General features: G+C 71.0%; 20 protein-coding genes. 12 read left to right on the top strand and 8 right to left on the bottom strand.

The features are described from left to right. The 4 genes from ACFYOH_RS04410 to ACFYOH_RS04395 form a co-directional block, all read left to right on the top strand. The coding region (locus ACFYOH_RS04410; protein ID WP_388621003.1) for an alpha-glucosidase C-terminal domain-containing protein at positions 1-357 on the top strand (357 nt) is incomplete at its 5' end. Positions 358-442: 85 nt separating this feature from the next. After that, positions 443-1,813: a maltokinase gene (locus ACFYOH_RS04405; protein ID WP_388621001.1), complete on the top strand. Its 1,371-nt coding sequence runs from the start codon at positions 443-445 to the stop codon at positions 1,811-1,813. Positions 1,814-1,892: 79 nt separating this feature from the next. Further along, on the top strand, positions 1,893-4,097 hold the full coding sequence (gene glgB / locus ACFYOH_RS04400) for a 1,4-alpha-glucan branching enzyme (protein ID WP_388621091.1): 2,205 nt from the start codon (positions 1,893-1,895) through the stop codon (positions 4,095-4,097). 84 nt (positions 4,098-4,181) lie between these two features. Further along, complete coding sequence (locus ACFYOH_RS04395) at positions 4,182-5,021, top strand: hypothetical protein (RefSeq protein WP_388620999.1); 840 nt, start codon at positions 4,182-4,184, stop codon at positions 5,019-5,021. Here ACFYOH_RS04395 and ACFYOH_RS04390 read toward each other — a convergent pair. The 5 genes from ACFYOH_RS04390 to ACFYOH_RS04370 all read right to left on the bottom strand — a co-directional run bounded on the left by ACFYOH_RS04390 (position 5,008) and on the right by ACFYOH_RS04370 (position 10,784). Continuing rightward, positions 5,008-7,248, bottom strand: a complete 2,241-nt coding sequence (locus ACFYOH_RS04390; RefSeq protein ID WP_388621089.1) for a HelD family protein — start codon at positions 7,246-7,248, stop codon at positions 5,008-5,010. The two genes, ACFYOH_RS04395 and ACFYOH_RS04390, sit on opposite strands and share 14 nt — an antisense overlap. 169 nt (positions 7,249-7,417) lie before the next feature. Continuing rightward, positions 7,418-7,750 (bottom strand): thioredoxin, encoded by a 333-nt coding sequence (trxA, locus tag ACFYOH_RS04385; RefSeq protein WP_388620997.1) that lies wholly within the window; start codon positions 7,748-7,750, stop codon positions 7,418-7,420. Next, positions 7,747-8,175 (bottom strand): MerR family transcriptional regulator, encoded by a 429-nt coding sequence (locus ACFYOH_RS04380; protein WP_388620996.1) that lies wholly within the window; start codon positions 8,173-8,175, stop codon positions 7,747-7,749. The genes trxA and ACFYOH_RS04380 overlap by 4 nt, the downstream gene beginning before the upstream one ends. Positions 8,176-8,235: 60 nt before the next feature. Beyond that, on the bottom strand, positions 8,236-9,000 hold the full coding sequence (locus tag ACFYOH_RS04375) for a DUF2127 domain-containing protein (protein ID WP_388620994.1): 765 nt from the start codon (positions 8,998-9,000) through the stop codon (positions 8,236-8,238). 110 nt (positions 9,001-9,110) lie between these two features. After that, positions 9,111-10,784, bottom strand: a complete 1,674-nt coding sequence (locus ACFYOH_RS04370; protein WP_388620992.1) for an MFS transporter — start codon at positions 10,782-10,784, stop codon at positions 9,111-9,113. Positions 10,785-10,940: 156 nt separating this feature from the next. Between ACFYOH_RS04370 and ACFYOH_RS04365 the strand changes: the two genes are divergently transcribed. Continuing rightward, positions 10,941-11,579 (top strand): TetR/AcrR family transcriptional regulator, encoded by a 639-nt coding sequence (locus tag ACFYOH_RS04365; RefSeq protein WP_388620990.1) that lies wholly within the window; start codon positions 10,941-10,943, stop codon positions 11,577-11,579. 99 nt (positions 11,580-11,678) lie between these two features. On the opposite strand, the gene ACFYOH_RS04360 is transcribed toward ACFYOH_RS04365, so the two are convergent. Beyond that, a complete protein-coding gene (locus tag ACFYOH_RS04360) occupies positions 11,679-13,058 on the bottom strand; it encodes a cation:dicarboxylate symporter family transporter (protein WP_388620988.1) in 1,380 nt (459 codons plus the stop codon). Between the two features lie 155 nt (positions 13,059-13,213). Here ACFYOH_RS04360 and ACFYOH_RS04355 point away from each other — a divergent pair, with 155 nt between their 5' ends. Continuing rightward, positions 13,214-14,845: an ATP-binding protein gene (locus ACFYOH_RS04355; RefSeq protein ID WP_388620986.1), complete on the top strand. Its 1,632-nt coding sequence runs from the start codon at positions 13,214-13,216 to the stop codon at positions 14,843-14,845. Further along, positions 14,842-15,534, top strand: a complete 693-nt coding sequence (locus tag ACFYOH_RS04350) for a response regulator (RefSeq protein WP_388620984.1) — start codon at positions 14,842-14,844, stop codon at positions 15,532-15,534. The genes ACFYOH_RS04355 and ACFYOH_RS04350 overlap by 4 nt, the downstream gene beginning before the upstream one ends. Before the next feature lie 133 nt (positions 15,535-15,667). Here ACFYOH_RS04350 and ACFYOH_RS04345 read toward each other — a convergent pair whose 3' ends face one another. After that, positions 15,668-16,225 (bottom strand): hypothetical protein, encoded by a 558-nt coding sequence (locus tag ACFYOH_RS04345; protein ID WP_388620982.1) that lies wholly within the window; start codon positions 16,223-16,225, stop codon positions 15,668-15,670. A 33-nt stretch (positions 16,226-16,258) separates the two neighbouring features. On the opposite strand from ACFYOH_RS04345, the gene ACFYOH_RS04340 reads away from it, so the two are divergent. Continuing rightward, a complete protein-coding gene (locus ACFYOH_RS04340; RefSeq protein ID WP_388620980.1) occupies positions 16,259-16,630 on the top strand; it encodes a hypothetical protein in 372 nt (123 codons plus the stop codon). Positions 16,631-16,864: 234 nt separating this feature from the next. Further along, the gene (locus ACFYOH_RS04335; RefSeq protein WP_388620978.1) at positions 16,865-17,554 is read left to right on the top strand and encodes an XRE family transcriptional regulator; all 690 of its coding nucleotides are present in this window, start codon (positions 16,865-16,867) and stop codon (positions 17,552-17,554) included. Here ACFYOH_RS04335 and ACFYOH_RS04330 read toward each other — a convergent pair. After that, positions 17,551-18,576 (bottom strand): ATP-dependent 6-phosphofructokinase, encoded by a 1,026-nt coding sequence (locus ACFYOH_RS04330; protein WP_388620976.1) that lies wholly within the window; start codon positions 18,574-18,576, stop codon positions 17,551-17,553. The genes ACFYOH_RS04335 and ACFYOH_RS04330 overlap by 4 nt on opposite strands. 209 nt (positions 18,577-18,785) lie before the next feature. On the opposite strand from ACFYOH_RS04330, the gene pta reads away from it, so the two are divergent. The 3 genes from pta to pyk all read left to right on the top strand — a co-directional run bounded on the left by pta (position 18,786) and on the right by pyk (position 23,629). Then, positions 18,786-20,861: a phosphate acetyltransferase gene (pta, locus tag ACFYOH_RS04325; RefSeq protein ID WP_388620974.1), complete on the top strand. Its 2,076-nt coding sequence runs from the start codon at positions 18,786-18,788 to the stop codon at positions 20,859-20,861. Positions 20,862-20,884: 23 nt separating this feature from the next. Continuing rightward, complete coding sequence (locus tag ACFYOH_RS04320) at positions 20,885-22,105, top strand: acetate kinase (RefSeq protein ID WP_388620972.1); 1,221 nt, start codon at positions 20,885-20,887, stop codon at positions 22,103-22,105. 87 nt (positions 22,106-22,192) lie between these two features. Beyond that, positions 22,193-23,629, top strand: coding sequence for a pyruvate kinase (pyk, locus tag ACFYOH_RS04315; protein ID WP_388620970.1), 1,437 nt, complete (start codon positions 22,193-22,195; stop codon positions 23,627-23,629). The last annotated feature ends 80 nt before the right edge of the window (positions 23,630-23,709 follow it).

The raw sequence follows: 23,709 nt of genomic DNA, 5'->3' as shown, positions 1-23,709 counted from the left end.
ACCAACGTCGAGGCGTCGATGTCGTCGCCGTCGTCGCTGCTGCACTGGACCCGGCGCATGATCGAGATCCGCAAGCAGAACCCCGCCTTCGGACTGGGGTCCTACACCGAGCTGCAGTCCACCAACCCGGCGGTGCTCGCCTTCCTGCGGGAGTACGAGGACGACCTCGTGCTCTGCGTCCACAACTTCTCCCGCTTCGCACAGCCCACGGAGCTGGACCTGAGCCGGTTCGGCGGGCGGCACCCGGTCGAGCTGTTCGGCGGGGTCCGCTTCCCGGCGATCGGCGAGCTGCCGTACCTGCTCACTCTCGCGGGGCACGGCTTCTACTGGTTCCGCCTGCGGCGGGAAGCCGCGTAGTGGCCCTCGTGGGGCGGTTTCCACCGCCCCACCCGGGGCACGCATCAGTAACACCCCGACGACCCGGGGAAAGGACGTGACGCCCATGGCGGAAACGGTCACCTCTTCCAGCACCACTCCTCTCCTCGCCTCGCTCGACCCCTTGTTGCGCGAGTGGCTGCCGAGGCAGCGCTGGTTCGCCGGCAAGGGGCGCCCGGTCACCGGGTTCACCCCCGTGGCCGTCACCGAACTGCTGCCGCCCGACGGCCGGCTGGGCCTGTACCACCTGCTGCTGCGCGTCCACCAGCCGTCCGCGCTGGGCGCCGAGCCCCATCCGGGCGACTGCTACCAGCTCCTCATAGGCGTGCGCGAGGCGCTGCCGCCCCGGCTGGCGCCCGCGCTGATCGGGCATGTGGCGGACGGGCCGCTCGCCGGACGCACGGTGTACGAGGCCCTGTACGACCCCCGGCCCGCCGAGGTGCTCCTGGAGGCCCTGCGCACCCGGGCGCGCATCGGCGGGCTGCGTTTCGAGCGGGACCCGCGCCAGGAGATCCGCGAGGGTCTCGTGGCCCGGCTGATGACCGCCGAGCAGTCCAACTCGTCGGTGGTCTACGGCGATACGTTCATCCTGAAACTGCTGCGCCGGGTGGTGCCCGGCGTCAACCCCGACCTGGAGATACCCCTGGCGCTGGCCCGCGCGGACTGCCCCCGGGTGCCCGCGCCGACGGCCTGGCTGCACGCCGAGCTGGACGCGGATTCGTATGTGCTGGCGGTGCTCCAGCCCTTCGTCAGCGGGGCGAGCGACGGCTGGGAGCTGGCGCTGCGCGAGCTGGCCAAGGGCGAGGACTTCGCCGCCGAGGCAAGGTCGCTGGGCCGGGCCACCGCCGAGGTGCACACCGCGCTCGCCCGCGCCCTGCCGACGGTCACCCTCGGTCATGTGCAGCTGCAGTCGCTGGCCGACGGGATGACCGAGCGACTGGAGGCGGCCGTCCAGGCGGTGCCCGGCCTGCGGCCGTACGAGAGCGGGCTGCGCTCCGCCTACGCGGCGCTGGCCTCGCTCGCCGCCGAGGGCCGCACCTGGACCGCTCAGCGGATCCACGGCGATCTGCACCTGGGCCAGTGTCTGCGCTCCCCTTCCGGGGAGTGGTCGCTGATCGACTTCGAGGGCGAGCCGGCCCGGCCGCCGGCCGAACGGCGGATGCCGCAGCCGCCGGTGCGGGACATCGCGGGGATGCTCCGCTCCTTCGACTACGCCGCCCACTCCGTGACCCCGCCCGCGCCGGACTGGGCGCGCGTGTGCCGGGCCGCCTACTGCTGTGGGTACGCGGAGGTGTCCGGCCGCGATCCGCGCACCGATCCGGTGCTGCTGCGGGCCTTCGAGACCGACAAGGCGGTCTACGAGGTCGTCTACGAGGCCCGGCACCGCCCCGACTGGCTCCCCGTACCGCTCTCGGCGATCCGTCGCCTCGCCGCGTGAACAACCAGGAGGCTCGTCCGTGACCCCGAAAGGCAAGAAGCACACCAGGACCAGGGAGAAGACGGTCCCGAGGCAGAAGGTGCCGGCGCACGAGCGGCCGGCGGCCGCCGTCTCCCCCGCCGACCGGGAAAGGCTGCTGCACGGCACCCACCATGACCCGCACTCCGTCCTGGGCGCCCATCCGGTGCCCGGCGGCGTGGTCTTCCGGGTCTTCAGGCCGTACGCGCTGTCCGTCACGGTCGTCACCGGCGAGCTGCGGGCCGAGCTGCACGACGACGGTGACGGGTTCTTCTCGGGTCTGCTGCCGCTCGCGGGCGCACCGAAGTACCGGCTGCTGGTGGCGTACGAGGGGAACGTCCTGGACACCGAGGACCCCTACCGTTTCCTGCCCACCCTGGGCGAGCTGGACCTGCATCTGATCGGTGAGGGCCGGCACGAGCAGCTGTGGCAGGCGCTCGGCGCGCACGTCACCAGCCACCAGGGGGTCACCGGCACCCGGTTCGCGGTGTGGGCGCCCAACGCGCGGGGCGTGCGGATCGCGGGCGGCTTCAACTTCTGGGACGGGACCGGCTTCCCGATGCGCTCGCTGGGCTCCTCCGGGGTGTGGGAGCTGTTCGTGCCGGGGATCGGCGCGGGCGAGGTGTACAAGTTCGAGATCACCCGCCCGGACGGCTCGCGCACCCTGCGCGCCGATCCGCTGGCCCGCCGTACCGAGGCCCCGCCCGCGACGGCGTCGATCGTGGACGTCCCGCAGCACGAGTGGGCCGACGCGGAGTGGATGGCGCACCGGGCCGACATCCCCGTGCACGAGACGCCCTTCTCCGTCTACGAGGTCCACCTGCCCTCGTGGCGCCCGGGCCTCACCTACCGACAGCTGGCCGAACAACTCCCCGCCTATGTACGGGAGATGGGCTTCACGCATGTGGAGCTGATGCCGGTCGCCGAGCATCCCTTCGGCGGGTCCTGGGGCTACCAGGTCACCGGGTTCTACGCCCCGACGGCCCGGCTCGGCACCCCGGACGACTTCAGGTATCTGGTGGACCGGCTGCACCAGGCCGGCATCGGGGTGCTGATGGACTGGGTGCCGGCGCACTTCCCGCGCGACGACTGGGCGCTGGCCGAGTTCGACGGGCGGCCGCTGTACGAGCACCACGATCCGCTGCGGGCCGCGCATCCGGACTGGGGCACGCTGGAGTTCGACTTCGGCCGCCGGGAGGTGCGCAACTTCCTGGTGGCGAACGCCGTGTACTGGTGCGAGGAGTTCCACATCGACGGCCTGCGCGTGGACGCCGTCGCCTCGATGCTCTACCTGGACTACTCGCGCGAGCCGGGCCAGTGGACGCCGAACGAGCACGGCGGCCGGGAGAACCTGGACGCGGTGGTCTTCCTGCAGGAGATGAACGCCACCGTCTACCGGCGCTGCCCGGGGGTGGTGACCATCGCCGAGGAGTCGACGGCCTGGGACGGCGTCACCCGCCCCACCCACCACAAGGGCCCGAGCGGCTTCGGCGGGCTCGGCTTCGGCCTGAAGTGGAACATGGGCTGGATGCACGACTCGCTGGAGTACATGGGCCACGAGCCGGTGCACCGCAAGTACCACCACCACGAGATGACCTTCTCGATGGTGTACGCCTACAGCGAGAACTACGTCCTGCCCATCTCCCACGACGAGGTCGTGCACGGCAAGCGGTCCCTGGTGTCGAAGATGCCCGGCGACTGGTGGCAGCAGCGCGCCGGCCACCGCGCCTACCTGGGCTTCATGTGGGCCCACCCCGGCAAGCAGCTGCTCTTCATGGGGCAGGAGTTCGCGCAGGGCGCCGAGTGGTCCGAGGCACACGGCCCCGACTGGTGGCTGCTCGACCCGTCCTACGGCGCCGAGGCCGACCACCGGGGCGTACGGGATCTGGTACGGGACCTGAACGCGCTGTACCGGGCGACCCCGGCCCTGTGGCAGCGGGACACCGACCCGGCGGGCTTCCAGTGGATCACCGGGGACGCGGCGGACGACAACGTCTTCGCCTTCCTGCGCCTCGACGCCGACGGCAACCCGCTGCTCGCGGTCTCCCACATGTCCCCGGTGGTCCGCCACGACTACCGGCTCGGGGTCCCCGAGGACGTGCCCGCCTGGCACGAGTCGCTGAACACGGACGCCGCGCGGTACGGCGGCGGCGACGTCACCAACCCCGACATCATCAAACCGGAACCCCAGGGCTGGCACGGCCGCCCGGCGAGCATCCGGCTGACCCTGCCGCCGCTGGCCACTCTCTGGCTGCGGCCCGCCTGACCGGACGGCGCGCGCCCTATAGTGCCTCCAGGTCAACTCAGGTGCACCACGGGGGGATTGAGGCGCGTGCGACTTTGGAGATCAGTGACCGCTTTGCTGTGCGCCGTGGCCGTCCTGTTGCTGGGCGGCTGCGGCACCCGGGTGGCCGGAGGCGCCTCGCCCACTCGGACCGGGCCGGTCCCGTGGACCACTTTCGGCCCGTCCGGAGTCACCGGTGCAAGGATCGGCGCCGACCACCGCACGCTGAACCTGGACGCGCGCGTGCCCAGCGGCGAGCACCCGTGCGTGCGGGATCTCAAGGCGGTGGACACCGACGCCGAGTACGGCACGGTGCCGGGCACCGTACATGTGCAGATCACCTTCAGCTCCCCGTCCGGTGACAGGCGTTCCGGGTGCACCAGGGAGACGACGGCCACGGTCCGGGTACGGCTGCCCAAGCCGCTGGGCGAGCGGGAGCTGGTGGTCGACAACGACATCGTCTTCACCGCCGACGGCGCCAAGCCGCCCGCGCTGCGGCTGTGCGGGGAACTCGGCTGCCATCCGCCGGCCACCGGCTGCACCACCGCCTCCTACGAGCAGGCGATGATCGCCGTCGACGCCCCCATGCACTCCTACCGGGACGCCGAGCACTGCGACGGAAAGTGGCTGGTGCTGGACTTCTCCTGGCGCACGGGACCGGCGTGCGGCGACGACACCAAGGACCCCGCCTGCGCGTCCCGCCTCGGCGACCGGTACTTCTTCCGGGCCGAGCACTCCGGCTGGAGGCCGTTCCTCGAGAGCGCGGCCGGCGGGTGCCGGGCCGTGCAGCGCAGGGAACCGGCCTTCCCGACCGCGCTGTGCGCGTCGCTGGAGCCGCTGTCCTCCTCGCTGCACCCGAGCTACCCGCCGCCGTCGCCCACCGGCGGTTCGCCTAGTCCCCGGTGACGCCCGCGGCCAGCGCCTTGGGCAGTTCGTCCGTGTACAGCACCCCGAGCCGCTGGGTGGCCCGGGTCAGGGCGACGTACAGGTCGCTCGTGCCGTAGCGGGCCGGTTCCACCACCAGGACCGAGTCGAATTCGAGGCCCTTGGCCTGGCGGGGGTCGAGCAGCACGACCGTACGGGTCAGATCGGGCTCGGCGCCCGCCGTGACGCCGTCCAGCCGGCCGGCCAGCGAGCGGTGCAGCTCGCGCGGGGCGACGACGGCGAGGCGGCCCTCGGCCGGGGTGAGTTCGGCGACCGCCTTGGCCACTGCCTCGGGCAGGTCGCCGTCGGCCCGCCGCACCCAGGGCCGTACCCCGGTCGACCGGACCGAGCTCGGCGGCTCGAAGTCCGGGTTCTCGGCGCGGACCACGGCCGCGGCCAGCTCCATGATCTCGGCCGGGGTGCGGTAGTTGACGCCGAGCCGGGTGTGCTCCCAGCGGTCCTCGACATAGGGGGCGAGGATGTCCGCCCAGGAGCCGACACCGGCCGCCTCGGCGGTCTGGGCGGGGTCGCCCACCAGGGTCATCGAGCGGGTCGGGCTGCGCCGCATCAGCAGCCGCCAGGCCATCGGCGACAGCTCCTGCGCCTCGTCCACGATGATGTGCCCGAACGCCCAGGTCCGGTCGGCCGCGGCGCGCTCGGCGGCGCTGCGGTGGTCCGCCTCCTCGTGCCGCTCGGCGAACCGCTCGGCGTCGATGATGTCGTGCGCCGACAGCACCTCCGACCCGTCCGGGTCACCGTCCTCCTTGTCCTCGAACTCGTAGGTCCGGGAGGCGTACGACACGTCCAGCACGCCCTGCGCGTAGGCGATCTGGGTCTCTCGTTCGCGCTCGGCACGGGCCCGTGCCGAGCGCTCGTCCTCGCCGAGGAGTTCGGCCGCCTCGTCCAGGAGGGGGACGTCGGCGACGGTCCAGGCACGGGTCACCGGGCGGCGGATCGCGTCCGCGTCCGCCTGAGGCAGGTAGCCGTCCGGCTCCGCGAGGAAGTCGGCGACGAGCCGCTGCGGGGTGACCCGCGGCCACAGCTGGTCGATCGCGGACCAGACCTCGGGGTTCTCGGCGAGCTCGTCGCGGATCTGGGTGATGTCGGAGGCGTCGAGCAGGCTGCTGCCGTCGTACGGGTCGGTGCCGACGCGTTCGGCGTACAGCTCGGTGAGGGTGTTGAGGATGTGGCCCTCGAAGTACTCGCGGGCCGCGTTGTGCGGCAGCTTGGCGGCGCGGGTGCGCTCGCGGGCGACGGAGACCAGCCCGTCGTCGAGCATCAGCACCTCGCGGTCGTGCTCGATCGCGATGACCGGGTCCGGCAGGGCCTGCCGGTCGCGTACGACGGCGGCGAGCACGTCGGCCATGTCGGCCCGGCCCTTCACGGCGGCCGCCTCGGCGGTGTCCGTCGCGGTCGCCTTCACGCCGGGGAACAGCTCGCCGACCGTGGCCAGCAGCACCCCGGTCTCGCCGAGGGAGGGCAGCACCTCGCCGATGTAGCCGAGGAAGGCCGGGTTGGGGCCGACGATCAGCACGGCCCGGCGGGCCAGCAGCTCGCGGTACTCGTAGAGGAGATAGGCGGCGCGGTGCAGGGCGACCGCGGTCTTGCCGGTGCCGGGCCCGCCCTCGACCACCAGCACCCCGCGGTACGGCGCCCGGATGATCTCGTCCTGCTCGGCCTGGATGGTCTGCACGATGTCGCTCATGCGGCCGGTGCGCGCCGAGTTCAGCGCGGCCAGCAGCACGGCGTCCGCGTTGTGGTCCTCGTACCCGGTGCGGGTGGCGTCGCCGAGGTCGAGGATCTCGTCGTGCAGGGAGGTCACGGTCCGGCCCTCGGTGCTGATGTGCCGGCGGCGGCGCAGGCCCATCGGGGTGTGACCGGTGGCCAGGTAGAAGGGACGGGCGACGTCGGCCCGCCAGTCGATGAGGACGGGGGTGCGCTCGGCGTCGTCCTCGCGCAGCCCGATCCGGCCGATGTGGTGGGCGGTGCCGTCGGCCAGGTCGATCCGGCCGAAGCAGAGCGAGCCGTCCACGGCGTTCAGCGCGGCGAGCAGCCCCGACCGCTCGGCGACCAGGATGTCCCGCTCCAGCCGGGCCTGCATGGGCTTGTCGCCCTGGGCGAGCGCGTCCGCGACCGAGGTCTCGGCGTCGCCGCGCAGCACGTCCACGCGCGCGTACAGTCCGTCGATGAATTCCTGCTCGTGCCGCAATTCATCGTTCGGAAATTCGGTGTTTGACAATTCCGCTCCCGCCCGGATATACTGTGCTCAGTGAACTTCTCCGTGACTTGTCGAAATGAAGTCACGAACCACTGAATATACGCACAGAAATCCCCCGAGCGCAATTGCTCAGGGGATTTTTTTCGTGGGCGGCTCGGCTTTACAGCACGTCGGCCAGTTCCTCCAGCAGCCGCCGCTTGGGCCGCGCCCCCACCATGGACCGCACCGGCTCACCGTCCCGGAAGACCATCAGGGTCGGCGTGGACAGCACCCCGTAGGCGACCGTCGTCCCCGGATTGCGGTCGACGTCGATCTGTACGATCTTCAGCCGGTCGCCCTCCTCGAAGGCGATGTCCTTCAGCACCGGCGCGAGCTGCCGGCACGGACCGCACCAGTCGGCCGTGAACTGCACCAGCACCGGCAGGTCCGAGCCCCGTACCTCCGTCTCGAAATCCGCGTCCGTCACCTCGGTCAGTCCGCTCACCAAGCTCATCGCGAAAGCCCTCCCAGCTCGCACACGGGCTCCGGGCCACCCGGAACCAGCGCCTCGGCGGCCAGCGCGTCACGGGCCAGCTCGGCCCGCCGCAGCTGCCCGGCGACCGTCTCCCGCACCGCCGACAGCTGCCCGATGAGCGCGTCCAGCTCCGCCAGCTTGCGGCGGTAGACCTGGAGCGAGGCCGGGCAGGAGTCGCCGTCCGGGTGCCCGGCACGCAGACACTCCACGAAGGGGCGGGTCTCCTCCAGCTCGAACCCGAAGTCCTGCAGCGTCCGGATCTGCTGGAGCAGCCTGAGGTCGCTCTCGTCGTAGATGCGGTGTCCCTTGTCGTCGCGCCGGGCGGGCAGCAGCCCCCGTGCCTCGTAGTAGCGCAGGGTGCGGGTGCTGGTCCCGGCCCGCGCGGCCAGCTCGCCGATTCGCATGTCTACGACCGTAGGTGTTGACGTCGGCGTCAAGGCAAGGCCGGGGGCCACGATGCACCCTCAGACGGTCACCCCCGCCGACTCCTCCACCTCCATCAGGGAGGCGCTGTGCCGCTCCTCCTCGAAGGCCCTGCGGCCACCGCGCAGGCCGAACAGGCGCTTGGCCAGGGCGATGTAGAGGACCGCGAGGATGTTGAGGACCAGGGTGGTGATCTTCAGATAGCTGACCTTCTCGGTGAGCTCGTAGATCTCCAGGGGGAGGAAGGCGGCGGTGGCGACGACCGTCAGATACTCCGCCCAGCGCTTGGCGTACCAGAGGCCGACCGCCTCGACCAGTTCGATCAGGGCGTAGACCAGCAGCAGGGCGGCGACCAGCAGCAGCGTGGAGTGCTTGTAGCCGAACGCCTTCTGGATGGAGCCGACCACCGGTGAGTGGTCGAGGTCGTAGTGGAAGTGCCTGAAGACCGGGCGGAAGGCATCCAGGTTCTCGTTGAAGAGCCGGCGCACCGCGTCCTGGCTGTTGCTGAACTTCCACACCGCGACCGCGACCAGCACGATGAACACCCCGCGCACGGCCCGCTCGATCGAGAGGAAGCGCAGGATGAACAGGTCGCGGAGCACCTTGCCGCGCGGCACCAGCGGGGCGTCCGCGGCCGGTCCGGAGCCGTGCGGCTCACCGAGCACGAAGTCGCCGCAGCGCAGACAGCGCCACACCTCCCCGAGCGCGGTCTCGGCGTGCAGCCGGATCCGCAGCCGGGGGTCGTCGGGCGCGTAGGTCACGTGCCCCTTGCGCGCGCAGGTGCGCCGGTCCCAGTCGATCTTCATGTCCCCCGTGCCTCCATACAGGTACTGACTCACACGTACTGACGCCAGGCACGAACGTGCCGTTCCGGTCGGTCCGGAGCGGCACGTTAGCGGATGGAGGCGGGAAACCGTCAGTCGGCCGAGCTGTTCACCAGCTCCCTCTCCTCGGTCCTCGCCTCCGGCGCGGCGGCTTCACGGCGTGGCAGCAGGACGGCCACGAGGACCGTGCCGATGCCGAGGATCACCGCGCCGACCAGGCTGGTGTGCGCGACGGCGGAGGAGAAGGAGGAGCCGACCGCGTCGGCCATCTGCCGGGCGCCCGCGGCGAGTTCGGTGGCCTGCTGCTTGAGCTGTGCGGCCTGCTGGGGGTCCTTGGCGCGGGCCGCCTGTGCGGCCAGCGCGTGTGCCTTGTCGCCGATTCCCTGGGCGACGGCGTACCCGGCACCGACCGAGTCCCGCGCGGTGTCCAGGGCGCTCGCCGGGAGCTTGCTGCCCGCGCCGGCGTCGCGGAGGTGGTTGCCGTACGACGTGGCGAGCAGCGAGCCGAGGATGGCGATGCCGAGGGAGCCGCCGAGCTCCAGCGAGGTGTCGTTGACCGCGCCGCCGACGCCCAGCTCGGACTCGGGGAAGGCGCCCATGATCGCGTCGGTGCAGGGCGAGAGGGCGAGGCCGATGGCGAGGCCGAGGATGATCAGGGGGGCCAGGAAGTCGGCGTACGTCGAGGCCGCGTCGACCCGGGTCAGCAGCGCAAGGGCCGTCGTACCGCCGACCATGCCCGCCGTGACGGTCCACTTCATGCCGACGCGCGGGGTGAGCCAGCCGGTCAGCGCCGAGCCGACGAAGACGGCGCCGGCCAGCGGCAGCATGCGTAGGCCGGTCTCCAGGGCGTCGTAGCCGAGGACGAACTGCAGATGCTGGGTGAGGTAGTAGAAGGCGCCGAAGACGGCGAGGAAGAACAGGGCGACGGCGAGGTTGGAGCCGGCGAAGCGGCGGGTGGTGAAGCGGCGCACGTCGAGGATCGGGCGGGGGTGGCGCAGCTCCCAGGCGACGAAGGCGACCAGGCCGATGCCCGCGATGACCGCCGCCGTGACGGCCTTGACGCCCCAGCCGAAGTGCGGGCCCTCGATGATCATGTAGACCAGCGAGCCGGTCCAGATCACCGACAGCAGCCCGCCGGCGTAGTCGATGCGGTCGTGGTGACCGGCCTTGGAGGGCGGCACCAGGACCAAGGCGGCAGCGATCGCCACGGCCGCGATGGGCACGTTGATCAGGAAGGTCGAGGACCAGCCGTGGTCGCGCAGCAGGGCGCCGGCGACGACCGGTCCGGCGGCGATGGCGAGGCCTGCCGTCGCCGTCCACAGGGTGATCGCCTTGGCCCGCTCGCCCCGCGGGAAGGTCGCGGCGAGCAGGGAGAGCGTGGCGGGCATGATCAGCGCCGCCCCGACACCCATCACGGCACGGGCCGCGATGACGGTCGCCGCGCTGTCGGCGAGGTACCCGAAGACCGCGCCGCCGCCGAAGACGACGAGGCCGAGGACGAGCGCGCCGCGCCGGCTGTACTTGTCGCCGATGGCGCCGAGCAGCAGCATCAGCGCGGCGTAGGGGACGGTGTAGCCGTCGATCACCCACTGCAGGTCGGCGCTGGTCAGCCCGAGGTCCTTCGTCATGTCGGGCGCGGCGACCGTGAGGGCGGTGTTCGCCATCACGATGATCAGCAGGCTCAGGCAGAGCACGAGCAGTGCCCACCAGCGCCGGGCGTAGGGGCGCTCCATCTTCTCGACCGGTTCGGTCATGACGAGTCGCATGTCAGGGGTCGCCTTCCTCAGGTGTGCGACGAGTACGTGGTGCACGGCATGGATTTGCACAGCGTCGCGCAATTGCACAACACTGTGCAATGTACGTCGTTGCACAGTGCTGTGCAAGTCGAGTGAGGTGCAGAGGGAAGGCGGAGGGAAGGCAGAATGACGGCCATGACCACGGGTAACACCAGCCGCGCCGACGCCAACCGGCGCCGCATCCTCGACGTCGCCCTCGCCGAACTGCTGCGCGATCCCGACGCCTCCATGGACCAGATCGCGCGCGCCGCGGGAGTCGTACGACGGACGGTGTACGGCCATTTCCCCAGCCGCGAGGCACTGATCAGCACCCTGGTCGACGGGGCGGTGGCGGCGCTGGCGGACGCGGACGCCCGCGCCCGTGCCGGGGTGGCCGACCCGGCGGAGTCGGTGGCCCGCTCGGTGCTCGCCATCGGGGAGATCGCCGACCGCTACCGGCTGCTGATCGCCCTGGCCCAGCGCACGGTCACCGTCCAGGGCATCCGCGAACGCCTCGCCCCGTTGCGCGAGGGCAAGGTCCGACTGCTCCAGCAGGGCCTTGATCAGGGTGTGTTCAGCTCACCCCTGCCGGCGCCGGCGCTGGCGTACGTGCACGAGCAGGTGATCATGGCGGTGATGGAGGCGGTGAACGACGGCCTGCTGACAGCACAGGAGGCGGGCCGCTCGGCCACGGTCACGGTGCTGACCGCGGCGGGCGTACCCGCCTCGACGGCCACCGAGCTGGTGGCCAAGGTGAGTGAGGAACGAGAGAAGCCGGGCGGCTGAGGCACGGGGGAGCCCCAGCCGCCCGGCGGTGGTTCCCGGATGCCCGGCCCGGGTTCAGGCGGGGCCGGGCATCCGGGGTTCCTTTCGGGTGATCGGGGATCAGGCCTTGGCCAGCTCCCCCTCGCGGGGCTCGGGAACCTCGGCGACCGTGCCCTGGCCCTCGTCCATCAGCGTGGTCTCGTCGAACGGCAGCTCACCCGCGAGCACCTGCCGCACCCGCTCCTTGTCGATCTCCTTCGTCCATGTGCCCACCAGCACCGTGGCGACCGCGTTGCCCGCGAAGTTCGTCAGCGCACGGGCCTCGCTCATGAACCGGTCGATACCGACGATCAGCCCGACCCCGTCGACCAGCGCGGGCTTGTGCGACTGCAGACCGCCGGCCAGCGTGGCGAGACCGGCGCCGCTGACGCCCGCCGCGCCCTTGGAGGCCAGCAGCAGGAAGAGCAGCAGCGGGATCTGCTCGCCGACGGACATCGGCGTGCCCAGGGCGTCCGCGATGTACAGCGACGCCATGGTCATGTAGATCATCGTGCCGTCGAGGTTGAAGGAGTAACCGGTCGGCACGGTGATGCCGACGACCGGCTTGCTGACTCCCAGGTGCTCCATCTTGGCGATCAGCCGCGGCAGCGCGGACTCGGAGGAGGAGGTGGACAGGATCAGCAGGAACTCCCGCCCCAGGTACTTGAAGAGGGAGAAGACGTTCAGGCCCGCGACGGCGCGAAGGATCGCGCCGAGCACCACGAAGACGAACAGCACACAGGTGACGTAGAACCCGAGCATCAGCACGGCGAGGCTCTTCAGCGCATCCAGTCCGGCCGAACCGGTGACGGCCGCGATCGCGCCGAACGCGCCGATCGGCGCGGCCCACATGACCATCGACAGGATGCGGAAGACCAGCCGCTGGATGTGCTCGATGCCGCGCAGCACCGGCTGCCCGACCGAGCCCATGGCCTGCAGCGCGAACCCGGCGAGCAGGGCCACCAGCAGCGTCTGGAGGACCTGGCCCTCGGTGAAGGCGGAGACGAACGTGGTCGGGATGATCGACAGCACGAAGTCGACGGGCGGCAGCGCGTCCGGGGACACCTGGGCATGCCCGGTCTGCTTGATCGCGTTCGTCAGGTGCAGCCCGTCACCGGGGTGCAGCACATTGCCGACGACGAGCCCGATGGTGAGCGCGACGAGCGACATCACGAGGAAGTAGCCGAGGGCGATACCGCCGACGGCTCCGACCTTGGTGGCCTTCCGTACGGACCCGATCCCGAGCACGATCGTGCAGAAGATGATCGGCGAGATCATCATCTTGATCAGGTTCACGAAACCGGTACCGAGCGGCTTCAGCTGGACAGCGGCGTCGGGCCAGATGAGGCCCACGGCGATGCCGAGCGCGACCGCCACGATGACGGCGATGTACAGATAGTGGGTCCGGTCCCGCTTCACGCGGGGTGCGGCAGGTGCCGTATCGGGGGTTATGGCGGCCACGACTGCCCTCCTTGACGTCTTCGTCGGCGAACAACCGGCGTGCGGCTCACGTCCGGGCGTTGTTTGGGGAATGCCGTGACTATCTCCCGACCTGTGAGGGCGGTCACCCTTCCGTTCATTTAGTTCACGCTTAACCGGAGAGGCACACTGCTGACATGCGCTTCCCGTCCCTCCCCCGACCTCGCAGCCTCGCCGGCCAGCTGTTCGCCGTGCAGGCCGTGCTGATAGCGGTGGTCGTGGCCGGGTATGCGCTGTTCACCTACGTCAGCGACCAGCGGCAGGCCGAGGACGCGGCGGTCCGCCAGGTCACCGCGGTGGCCCGCTCGATCGCGGACGCCCCCTCGGTCCGCTCGGCGATCCACACCTCCCACCCCACGGTGGAGCTGGAGCCGTACGCGCTCATGGTCATACGGGACGCGGACGTCGACTTCGTCACGATCATGAACCCGGCGGGCATCCGCTGGACCCACCCCGACCGGACACAGATCGGCAAACGCTTCCTCGGCCGTATCGACCCCGCCCTGCACGGCCACACCTTCACCGAGACCTACACCGGCACCCTCGGCCCCTCCGTGCGCGCGGTGACCCCGGTCGAGGAGAACGGCCGCGTCATCGGCCTGGTCAGCGCCGGTATCAAGGTGGAGGCGATCAGCGCCCGGGTCCAGGGGCAGGTCACGGCCCTGCTCGGCTTCGCGGGGGCCACCCTGCTGCTCGGCGCGGTCGGCACGTATGTGATCAACGCGCGCCTGCGCCGTCACACCCACGGCATGAACGCCACCGAGCTGAGCCGGATGCACGACTACCACCAGGCGGCGCTGCACGCGGTCCGCGAGGGCCTGCTGATGCTGGACGGGCAGTACAGGGTGGCGCTGATCAACGACGGCGGCCGCGAGCTGCTGGGCCTGGGCGCTCCGGACACGGATCTGATCGGCAGCTCGGTGGCCGACCTGGGCCTGCCGGCCCCGCTGACCGGCGCGCTGCTGTCCTCCGAGCCCCGGGTGGACGAGGTGCACCTGACGGCGTCCCGGGTGCTGGTGGTGAACACCTCCCCGGTGACGGGCGGGGAGCGCCGCGGCACGGTCGTCACCCTGCGCGATGTCACCGAACTCCAGTCGCTGATGGGCGAGTTGGACTCGGAGCGGGGCTTCACCCAGGCGCTGCGCTCACAGGCGCACGAGGCCGCCAACCGTCTGCACACGGTGGTGTCGCTGATCGAGCTGGGCCGGGCCGAGGAGGCGGTGGAGTTCGCCACGGCGGAACTGGAGCTGGCCCAGGCACTCACCGACCAGGTGGTCGCGGCGGTCGGCGAACCGGTGCTCGCCGCCCTGCTGCTCGGCAAGACCGCGCAGGCCAACGAGCGGGGCGTGGAGCTGGTGGTGTCGGAGGACAGCCGCCTGGACGACGGCCTGCTCCCGGACGACCTGTCCGCCCGTGACCTGGTCACGATCCTCGGCAACCTGATCGACAACGCGGTGGACGCGGCGCAGGGCAGCGTCCGGGCGCGGGTGACGGTGACGGCGTACGCCTCGGACACCGAGGTGGTCCTCAGGGTGTCCGACACGGGCCCCGGGGTCGACCCGGACCATGCCGACCTGGTATTCCAGCGGGGGTTCTCGACGAAGCCGGCCGGGCCCGGCGGACGGGGCCTCGGGCTGGCCCTGGTCCGGCAGGCGGTGACCCGCCACGAGGGCACGTTGACGGTGGCGGAGTCCGACGAGGATGGCGAGGGCGGAGCGGTGTTCGAGGTCCGGTTGCCGCTGCGCACCCCCACGGGTGGCAGCAGATGACGAACGAGCAGCAGCCCATCCGCGTCCTGGTCGTCGAGGACGACCCGGTGGCCGCCGACGCGCATGTGATGTACGTCGGCCGGGTATCGGGATTCGTCGCGGTCGGCAAGGCGCACACAGGCGCGGAGGCGCGGCGCTTCCTCGACCGCACGCCCGTGGACCTGCTCCTCCTGGACCTGCATCTGCCGGATGTGCACGGCCTGCAGCTGGCCCGCTCCCTGCGCGCGGCCGGCCATCACGCGGACGTCATAGCGGTCACGTCGGCCCGGGACCTGGCGGTGGTCCGCGAGGGTGTCTCCCTGGGCGTCGTCCAGTACGTCCTGAAACCCTTCACCTTCGCCACGCTCAGGGACCGCCTGGTCCGCTACGCCGAGTTCCGTGCGGCGGCGGGCGAGGCGAGCGGCCAGGACGAGGTCGACCGGGCGCTGGCCGCACTCCGCGCGCCGTCGCCCGCCGCACTGCCCAAGGGCTTGAGCGGGCCGACGCTGGAGCGGGTGACGGGGGCACTGCGGGAGGCTTCCGAGGGGCTGACCGCGGCCGGCGTCGCCGAGGCGGTCGGTATCTCACGGATCACGGCCCGGCGGTATCTGGAGCACCTGGTGGAAGCGGGACGGGCGGGCCGGAGTCCGCTGTACGGGCAGGTGGGGAGGCCGGAGTTGGTTTATCGGTGGGTGCCTCAGGGGCGGTGAGGGCCTCGGCCCGGGCGAGGCTTGCGCGGCTTCGCCAGGCACGTCGGCCCGGGCCGGCGCCTGCTGCTTGTACTCCGCCTTGCCGATGACGGGCCCCCGCGGAAGTCCCCGCCCCGGAAGTCGACGTGATCGCTCACCCGGCCGCACTCCCCGCCCCGAACGGCACGGCGTACTGGACGATGCACACCCCCAGCCCCATGACCGCGACCGCCTCCAGCGCGGACAGGACCACCAGCCCGGCCGAGGCATCACCGCCCGCCCAGTACACGACGAGCGCGCTCAGCGGCACGACGCAGAAGGCGAGGAGGTCCACCACGCACTGCGCGACCTTCCGGGAGACGCGCCCCGGGTCCGTGCGGTGCGCGATCTCCCACGCGAAGACCTCGCCCCCCTCGGCCTGAGCCGTCGCGGCGAGCCGGGGCCCCAACTCGCCCCGCACATAGGCCCCGATCGCCGAGATCTTCTGGTCGTTCACGAGATAGGTCCACCCGAGCACCACGCACACCGGCGGCAGCGCCAGCAGCATCGCCGGCTGCTTGGCCTGGGCGGCGGCGGCGATCACGGCGGCCACCACGGTGAGAGTGACGTAGAGCAGATTGTCCCGGAACCCGATCCGGGTCTTCTGCTCGTCCTTGATCGTCTGGTACTCGGCGAGCAGCAACTGGCCCACCGTGACGTCCCGTTCAGCCACGTGCACCCCTTCCCCAGGCATTACCTTAAGGGTGTGCCGGAGACGAAGCCCACTGTTCTGGTCCTGACCGCACTCGCGCTGGAGTACGCCGCCGTGCGCGCACACATCGAGGGACGAAGGGACCGGCCCCACCCCGGCAACGGAACCTTCGTGGAAGTGGGGCACCTGCCCGGGACACCCTGGCAGGTGGCCGCCGCCGAGCTGGGCGAGGGCGCCAAGAACACCGCCGCGCTCACCGCGTCGCTCATCGGCTGGCTGCGCCCCGAGGCCTGGCATGGCTCCCACGCCCTGCTCTCGGCGGCCCGTGCCGCGGTGCGGGACCTGCCCGACGTACGGGCGCACTTCAAGCCGATCGCCACGGCGGACGTCGTCCTCGCCGACGCCGAGTCCGAGATGGAGGGTTGAAGAACTTCATGGACGGGGTGCCGACGGAGCTGGAGGAGGCGGCCTTGCCGGCCTCGGTCAGCATCAACTACGACTGGGCGGCGATTTCGCGCTGGGCGGGGCGGTCAAGGGGTGAGCCGGAAGGGTGTTCCGTCCGTTACCTACCGAACGGCCGGAACTGTACGTTCCGACAATCCGTGATCCTGGCCGAACAGACCGTAGCCATCGCGTCACGGCGGCCCTAGCTTGTGCGAGGTGCGCCAACCCTCAGCTCCCCCCTTCAACGCCCCCGCGGCCCGCCGGCTGCGCGCCGCGCTCGGCATGGGCCCCGAGCACGTCGCCTACGGCCTGCGGGCCTCGTACGGACTGCCGTACGTCACTCCCGATCTGGTGATCGCGTGGGAACGCGGCGCCGCCGCACCCAGTCACCCGGAACTCACCGCGCTGGCCGGCGTGCTGTGGTGTTCCCCGGGCGAACTCCTCGGCCGGCCGCAGACCCTGCGCGAGCACCGCATCGCCCGCGCCGTCGCGCCCGAGGACGTCGCCCGCGCCGTGGACATGGACCTGCGCGCCTATCTGCACATGGAGGAGGGCGGGCAGTGGCGGGGCAACGAGCGCCAGTCGGCCGCACTCGCCCGGGTGCTGGATCTCGCCCTGCCCGACTTCGTCGCCGTCACCGGCCGCGAGGCGAAACTCGCCGAACTGCTGCACAGCGCGGTGACCACCCGCTGGCAGGCCTATGTGCGTCCGGTGGCGAAGCTGGCACCCGTGGACCGGACCGTCCTCGAAGACCTTCTGCAGCAACTGCACGAGGACTACCAGGGCCACATGGCCGCCACCCTGAGCTGGGGCGGCGGCAGCACAAGCGCCAGCGAGTCCGGCCGGGAGTTCCTCGACCGGATCGTGGCGAACTTCTGGAAGGGTGTGGCGGACCGGACGGCCTAGAAGACCGACTCCGCCTCGTCCATGCGGTCCTTGGGCACCGTCTTCAGCTCGGTGACCGCCTCCGCGAGCGGCACCATCACGATCTCGGTGCCGCGCAGCGCGGTCATCCGGCCGAACTCGCCGCGGTGCGCGGCCTCGACGGCGTGCCAGCCGAAGCGGGTGGCGAGGACCCGGTCGTAGGCGGTGGGGACGCCGCCGCGCTGGACGTGGCCGAGGATGACCGGCTTGGCCTCCTTGCCGAGGCGCCGCTCCAGCTCGTACGCCAGCGCGGTGCCGATGCCCTGGAAGCGCTCGTGGCCGTACTGGTCGATCTCGCCCTTGCCGTAGTCCATGGTGCCCTCGGCGGGGTGTGCGCCCTCCGCGACACAGATGACGGCGAACTTCTTGCCGCGGTCGAAGCGCTCCTCGACCATCTTGACCAGGTCGGCGGGGTCGAAGGGGCGCTCGGGCAGGCAGACGCCGTGGGCGCCGGCGGCCATGCCGGACTCCAGGGCGATCCAGCCCGCGTGCCGGCCCATGACCTCGACGACCATCACGCGCTGGTGGGACTCGGCCGTGGTCTTCAGGCGGTCCATCGCCTCCGTGGCGACCCCGACGGCCGTGTCGAAGCCGAAGGTGCGGTCGGTGGAGGAGATGTCGTTGTCGATGGTCTTGGGGACACCGACGACCGGGAGTCCCGCGTCGGAGAGCATGCGGGCCGCGGTCAGCGTGCCCTCGCCGCCGATCGGGATCAGCGCGTCGATGCCGAACTCCTCGACCATGTCGGCGGCGCCGTCGCAGGCCTCGCGCAGCCGGTCGCGCTCCAGCCGGGAGGAGCCGAGGATGGTACCGCCACGGGCCAGGATGCCGCTGACCCCGTCCAGGTCGAGGGTGCGGTAGTGCCGGTCGAGCAGACCCCGGTAGCCGTCCTCGAAGCCGATGACCTCGTCGCCGTACTGCGCAACCGCCCGGTGCACGACCGACCGGATCACGGCGTTCAGGCCGGGGCAGTCGCCGCCTGCGGTGAGAACTCCGATGCGCATCGTGCTGTGTCTCCTGCTCGCTGTCGTTACCGGTGAGCCAGTGTCGATTGTTTCACGTCCACCGGGGCAGTGAGTCACTTGACGGGCGCCTTATCCGGGGCCAGGGGTATTGTCAAGAGGGTTCCGCTCACCTTGGTGGGCGATTTTTATGCCGAAGACGCGACATTCAAGACATACAAGTCACACGAACAGAGGAACGGAGTGGACGCGTGACGCGCAGCGTGTACGTGACCGGGATCGACCGCGGTGACGGCCGCCAGGTCGTGGAGCTGGGGGTCATGGAGCTCCTGACCCGGCAGGTCGACCGGGTGGGCGTGTTCCGTCCGCTCGTGCACGACGGCCCCGACCGGCTGTTCGAGCTGCTGCGGGCGCGGTACCGCCTCTCCCAGGATCCGGCGACCGTCTACGGCATGGACTACCACGAGGCGTCCGCGCTCCAGGCCGAGCAGGGCACCGACGAGCTGGTCTCCGCGCTGGTCGAGCGCTTCCACCTGGTGGCGCGTGACTACGACGTCGTCCTCGTCCTCGGCACCGACTTCGCCGACACCCAGCTGCCGGACGAGCTGTCGCTGAACGCCCGCCTCGCCAACGAGTTCGGCGCCCCGGTGATCCCGGTGGTAGGCGGCCGCGGGCAGACCACCGAGTCGGTGCTCGCCGAGACCCGCAACGCCTACCGCGCCTACGACGGCCTGGGCTGCGACGTGCTGGCGATGGTCACCAACCGGGTGGCCCGCGAGGACCGCGACGAGATCGCCGAGCGGCTCGCGGACCGGCTGCCGGTGCCCTGCTACGTCGTCCCCGACGAGCCCGCGCTGTCCGCGCCGACCGTCGCCCAGATCGCCCAGGTCCTCGACGCCAAGGTGCTGCTCGGCGACGACTCCGGGCTCGCCCGGGACGCCCTCGGCTTCGTCTTCGGCGGCGCGATGCTGCCCAACCTGCTCGGCGCCCTGACCCCGGGCTGCCTGGTCGTGACCCCGGGCGACCGCGCCGACCTGGTCGTGGGCTCGCTGGCCGCGCACAGCGCCGGCACCCCGCCGATAGCCGGCGTGCTGCTGACCCTGAACGAGGTGCCGAGCGAGGAGATCCTCACCCTCGCCGCCCGCCTCGCCCCCGGCACCCCGGTGCTCTCCGTGACGGGCAACAGCTTCCCCACCGCCGAGCGGCTGTTCTCCCTGGAGGGCAAGCTGAACGCGGCCACCCCGCGCAAGGCGGAGCGGGCGCTCGGCCTGTTCGAGCGGTACGCCGACACCGCCGACCTGGCCGCGCGCGTGAGCGCCCCCAGCACCGACCGGGTCACCCCGATGATGTTCGAGCACAAGCTGCTGGAGCAGGCCCGCGCCGACAAGCGCCGGGTCGTCCTCCCGGAGGGCACCGAGGAGCGGGTGCTGCACGCGGCCGAGGTGCTGCTGCGCCGGGGCGTGTGCGATCTGACCCTGCTCGGCCCGGTCGACCAGATCCGAAAGAAGGCCGCCGACCTCGGCGTCGACCTCGGCGACAGCCAGCTGATCGACCCCGCCACCTCCGAGCTGCGCGACTCCTTCGCCGAGAAGTACGCCCAGCTCCGGGCCCACAAGGGCGTCACCGTCGAGCTGGCCTACGACGTCGTCTCGGACGTCAACTACTTCGGCACCCTGATGGTCCAGGAGGGCCTCGCCGACGGCATGGTGTCCGGCTCGGTGCACTCCACGGCGGCCACCATTCGCCCGGCCTTCGAGATCATCAAGACCAGGCCCGAGTCGTCGATCGTCTCGTCCGTCTTCTTCATGTGCCTGGCCGACAAGGTGCTGGTCTACGGCGACTGCGCGGTCAACCCGGACCCGAACGCCGAGCAGCTCGCGGACATCGCCATCCAGTCGGCGTCCACGGCCGCGCAGTTCGGCGTGGAGCCCAGGATCGCGATGCTGTCGTACTCCACAGGCACGTCCGGCTTCGGCGCCGATGTCGAGAAGGTGCGCGAGGCCACCGAGCTGGCCCGCTCGCGCCGGCCCGACCTGAAGATCGAGGGGCCGATCCAGTACGACGCGGCCGTCGAGCCGTCCATCGCCGCGACCAAGCTGCCGGACTCCGATGTCGCCGGGCAGGCCAGCGTGCTGATCTTCCCCGACCTCAACACCGGCAACAACACCTACAAGGCCGTGCAGCGCTCGGCCGGCGCGATCGCCGTCGGGCCGGTCCTGCAGGGGCTGCGCAAGCCGGTCAACGATCTGTCCCGGGGCGCGCTCGTCCAGGACATCGTCTCCACCGTCGCCATCACGGCGATCCAGGCCCAGACGCCCGCCAACTGAGTACAGAGAGCATCAGAATCACCGTGGCAGAAAACCTCGCGGCGAGCCGCGTCCTCGTCCTCAACTCCGGCTCCTCGTCGGTGAAGTACCAGCTCCTCGACATGCGCGACGCGAGCCGGCTCGCCGTCGGGCTGGTGGAGCGCATCGGCGAGCAGACCTCCCGGCTCAAGCACACCTGCCTCACCTCCGGGGACACGCGCGAGCACACCGGGCCGATCGCCGACCACGACGCCGCCCTCAAGGCGGTCGCCGAGGAGCTGGCCCGGGACGGGCTGGGCCTGGACTCGCCGGAACTGGCCGCGATCGGGCACCGGGTGGTGCACGGCGGCATGTTCTTCACCGAGCCGACCGTCATCGACGACGAGGTGCTCGCCGAGATCGAGCGGCTGATCCCGGTCGCCCCGCTGCACAACCCGGCCAACCTGACCGGCATCCGCACCGCCCAGGCGCTGCGCCCCGACCTGCCCCAGGTCGCCGTGTTCGACACCGCGTTCCACACGACGATGCCGGAGTCGGCGGCGCGCTACGCGATCGACCCGAAGATCGCCGACCGGCACCGCATCCGCCGCTACGGCTTCCACGGCACCTCGCACGCCTACGTCTCGCGTCAGACCGCGCGACTGCTCGGCAAGGAACCGTCCGAGGTCAACGTCATCGTGCTGCACCTGGGCAACGGCGCCTCGGCGTCCGCCGTCGAGAAGGGCCGGTGCGTGGACACCTCGATGGGGCTCACTCCTTTGGAGGGGCTGGTGATGGGTACGCGCTCCGGTGATGTGGATCCGGCCGTCATCTTCCATTTGGCCCGGGTTGGGGATATGTCCATGGACGAGATCGACACTCTTCTCAACAAGAGGAGCGGTCTGTTCGGTCTGTGCGGGGACAACGACATGCGGGAGATCCGCCGCCGGATCGACGAGGGCGACGAAGCCGCCGCTCTCGCGTTCGACATTTACATTCACCGGCTCAAGAAGTACATCGGCGCCTATTACGCCGTGCTCGGGAAGGTGGACGCGGTCGCGTTCACGGCCGGGGTCGGCGAGAACGCGGCGCCCGTGCGGGAGGCGGCGATCGCGGGCCTGGAGTCCCTGGGCCTGGCGGTCGACCCGGAGCTGAACGGCGTGCGCTCGGGCGAGTCCCGGCTGATCTCGCCGGAGTCGGCGCGGGTGGCGGTGGCCGTGGTCCCGACGGATGAAGAACTGGAGATCGCGACGCAGACCTACGCACTGGTCGGAAAGAACAACTGAATAGCAGCACCTGAGCGGTGCGGCACTCATTTGTATCTTCCGCCAGACGGAATATTCCGTAGCGAAACAAACCGATAGGATCGCCCCATGCGCCGTTCGAAAATCGTCTGTACTCTCGGCCCCGCGGTCGACTCCCACGAGATGCTCGTCGCCATGATCGAGGCGGGCATGAATGTGGCCCGGTTCAACTTCAGCCACGGCTCCCACGCCGAGCACCAGGCGCGGTACGACCGCGTCCGGGCCGCGTCCAAGGAGACCGGCCGGCCCATCGGCGTCCTCGCCGACCTGCAGGGCCCGAAGATCCGCCTGGAGACCTTCGCCGAGGGTCCGGTCGAGCTGGAACGCGGTGACGAGTTCGTCATCACGACCGAGGACGTTCCGGGCGACAAGACCATCTGCGGTACGACGTACAAGGGGCTGCCGGGCGACGTCTCGCGCGGCGACCAGGTCCTGATCAACGACGGCAACGTCGAGCTGAAGGTCCTGGACGTCGAGGGCCCCCGGGTGAAGACGATCGTCATCGAGGGCGGTGTCGTCTCCGACCACAAGGGCATCAACCTGCCCGGCGCGGCCGTCAACGTACCCGCGCTGAGCGAGAAGGACGTCGAGGACCTGCGCTTCGCCCTCCGCATGGGCTGCGACCTGGTCGCCCTGTCCTTCGTCCGGGACGCCAAGGACGTGCAGGACGTGCACCGCGTCATGGACGAGGAGGGCCGCCGCGTCCCGGTCATCGCCAAGGTGGAGAAGCCGCAGGCGGTGCAGAACATGGAGGACGTCGTGATGGCGTTCGACGGCGTGATGGTCGCCCGCGGTGACCTCGCCGTCGAGTACCCGCTCGAGAAGGTCCCCATGGTGCAGAAGCGCCTGATCGAGCTGTGCCGGCGCAACGCCAAGCCGGTGATCGTTGCGACCCAGATGATGGAGTCGATGATCACCAACTCCCGTCCGACCCGCGCCGAGGCCTCCGACGTGGCCAACGCGATCCTGGACGGCGCCGACGCGGTCATGCTGTCGGCCGAGTCCAGCGTGGGCGCCTACCCGGTCGAGACGGTCAAGACCATGTCGAAGATCGTCCAGGCGGCCGAGCAGGAGCTGCTCTCCAAGGGCCTGCAGCCGCTGGTGCCGGGCAAGAAGCCGCGCACCCAGGGCGGTTCGGTGGCCCGCGCGGCCTGCGAGATCGCCGACTTCCTCGGCGGCCGGGGCCTGGTCGCCTTCACCCAGTCCGGTGACACCGCGCGCCGCCTGTCCCGCTACCGCGCGATCCAGCCGATCATCGCCTTCACCACGGACGAGGGCACCCGCAACCAGCTCACCCTGAGCTGGGGCGTGGAGCCGCACGTCGTGCCGTTCGTGAACACCACCGACGAGATGGTCGACCTGGTGGACCAGGAGGTCGCCCGGCTCGGCCGCTTCGACGCGGGCGACACGGTCATCATCACCGCCGGCTCGCCCCCCGGCGTCCCCGGCACCACCAACATGCTCCGCGTCCACCACCTCGGCACCCAGAACTCCCAGCACAACTGACGGGCCCCACAAGGGCCTTGTACGGCGCTGAGGGCGCCCCCCTGGACCAGGGGGGCGCCCTCAGCTGTGTGCGGCTCCCG

Source organism: Streptomyces sp. NPDC007856 (assembly GCF_042868225.1).
Taxonomy (GTDB): domain Bacteria; phylum Actinomycetota; class Actinomycetes; order Streptomycetales; family Streptomycetaceae; genus Streptomyces.
This window is presented reverse-complemented; position numbering and strand designations above follow the sequence as displayed.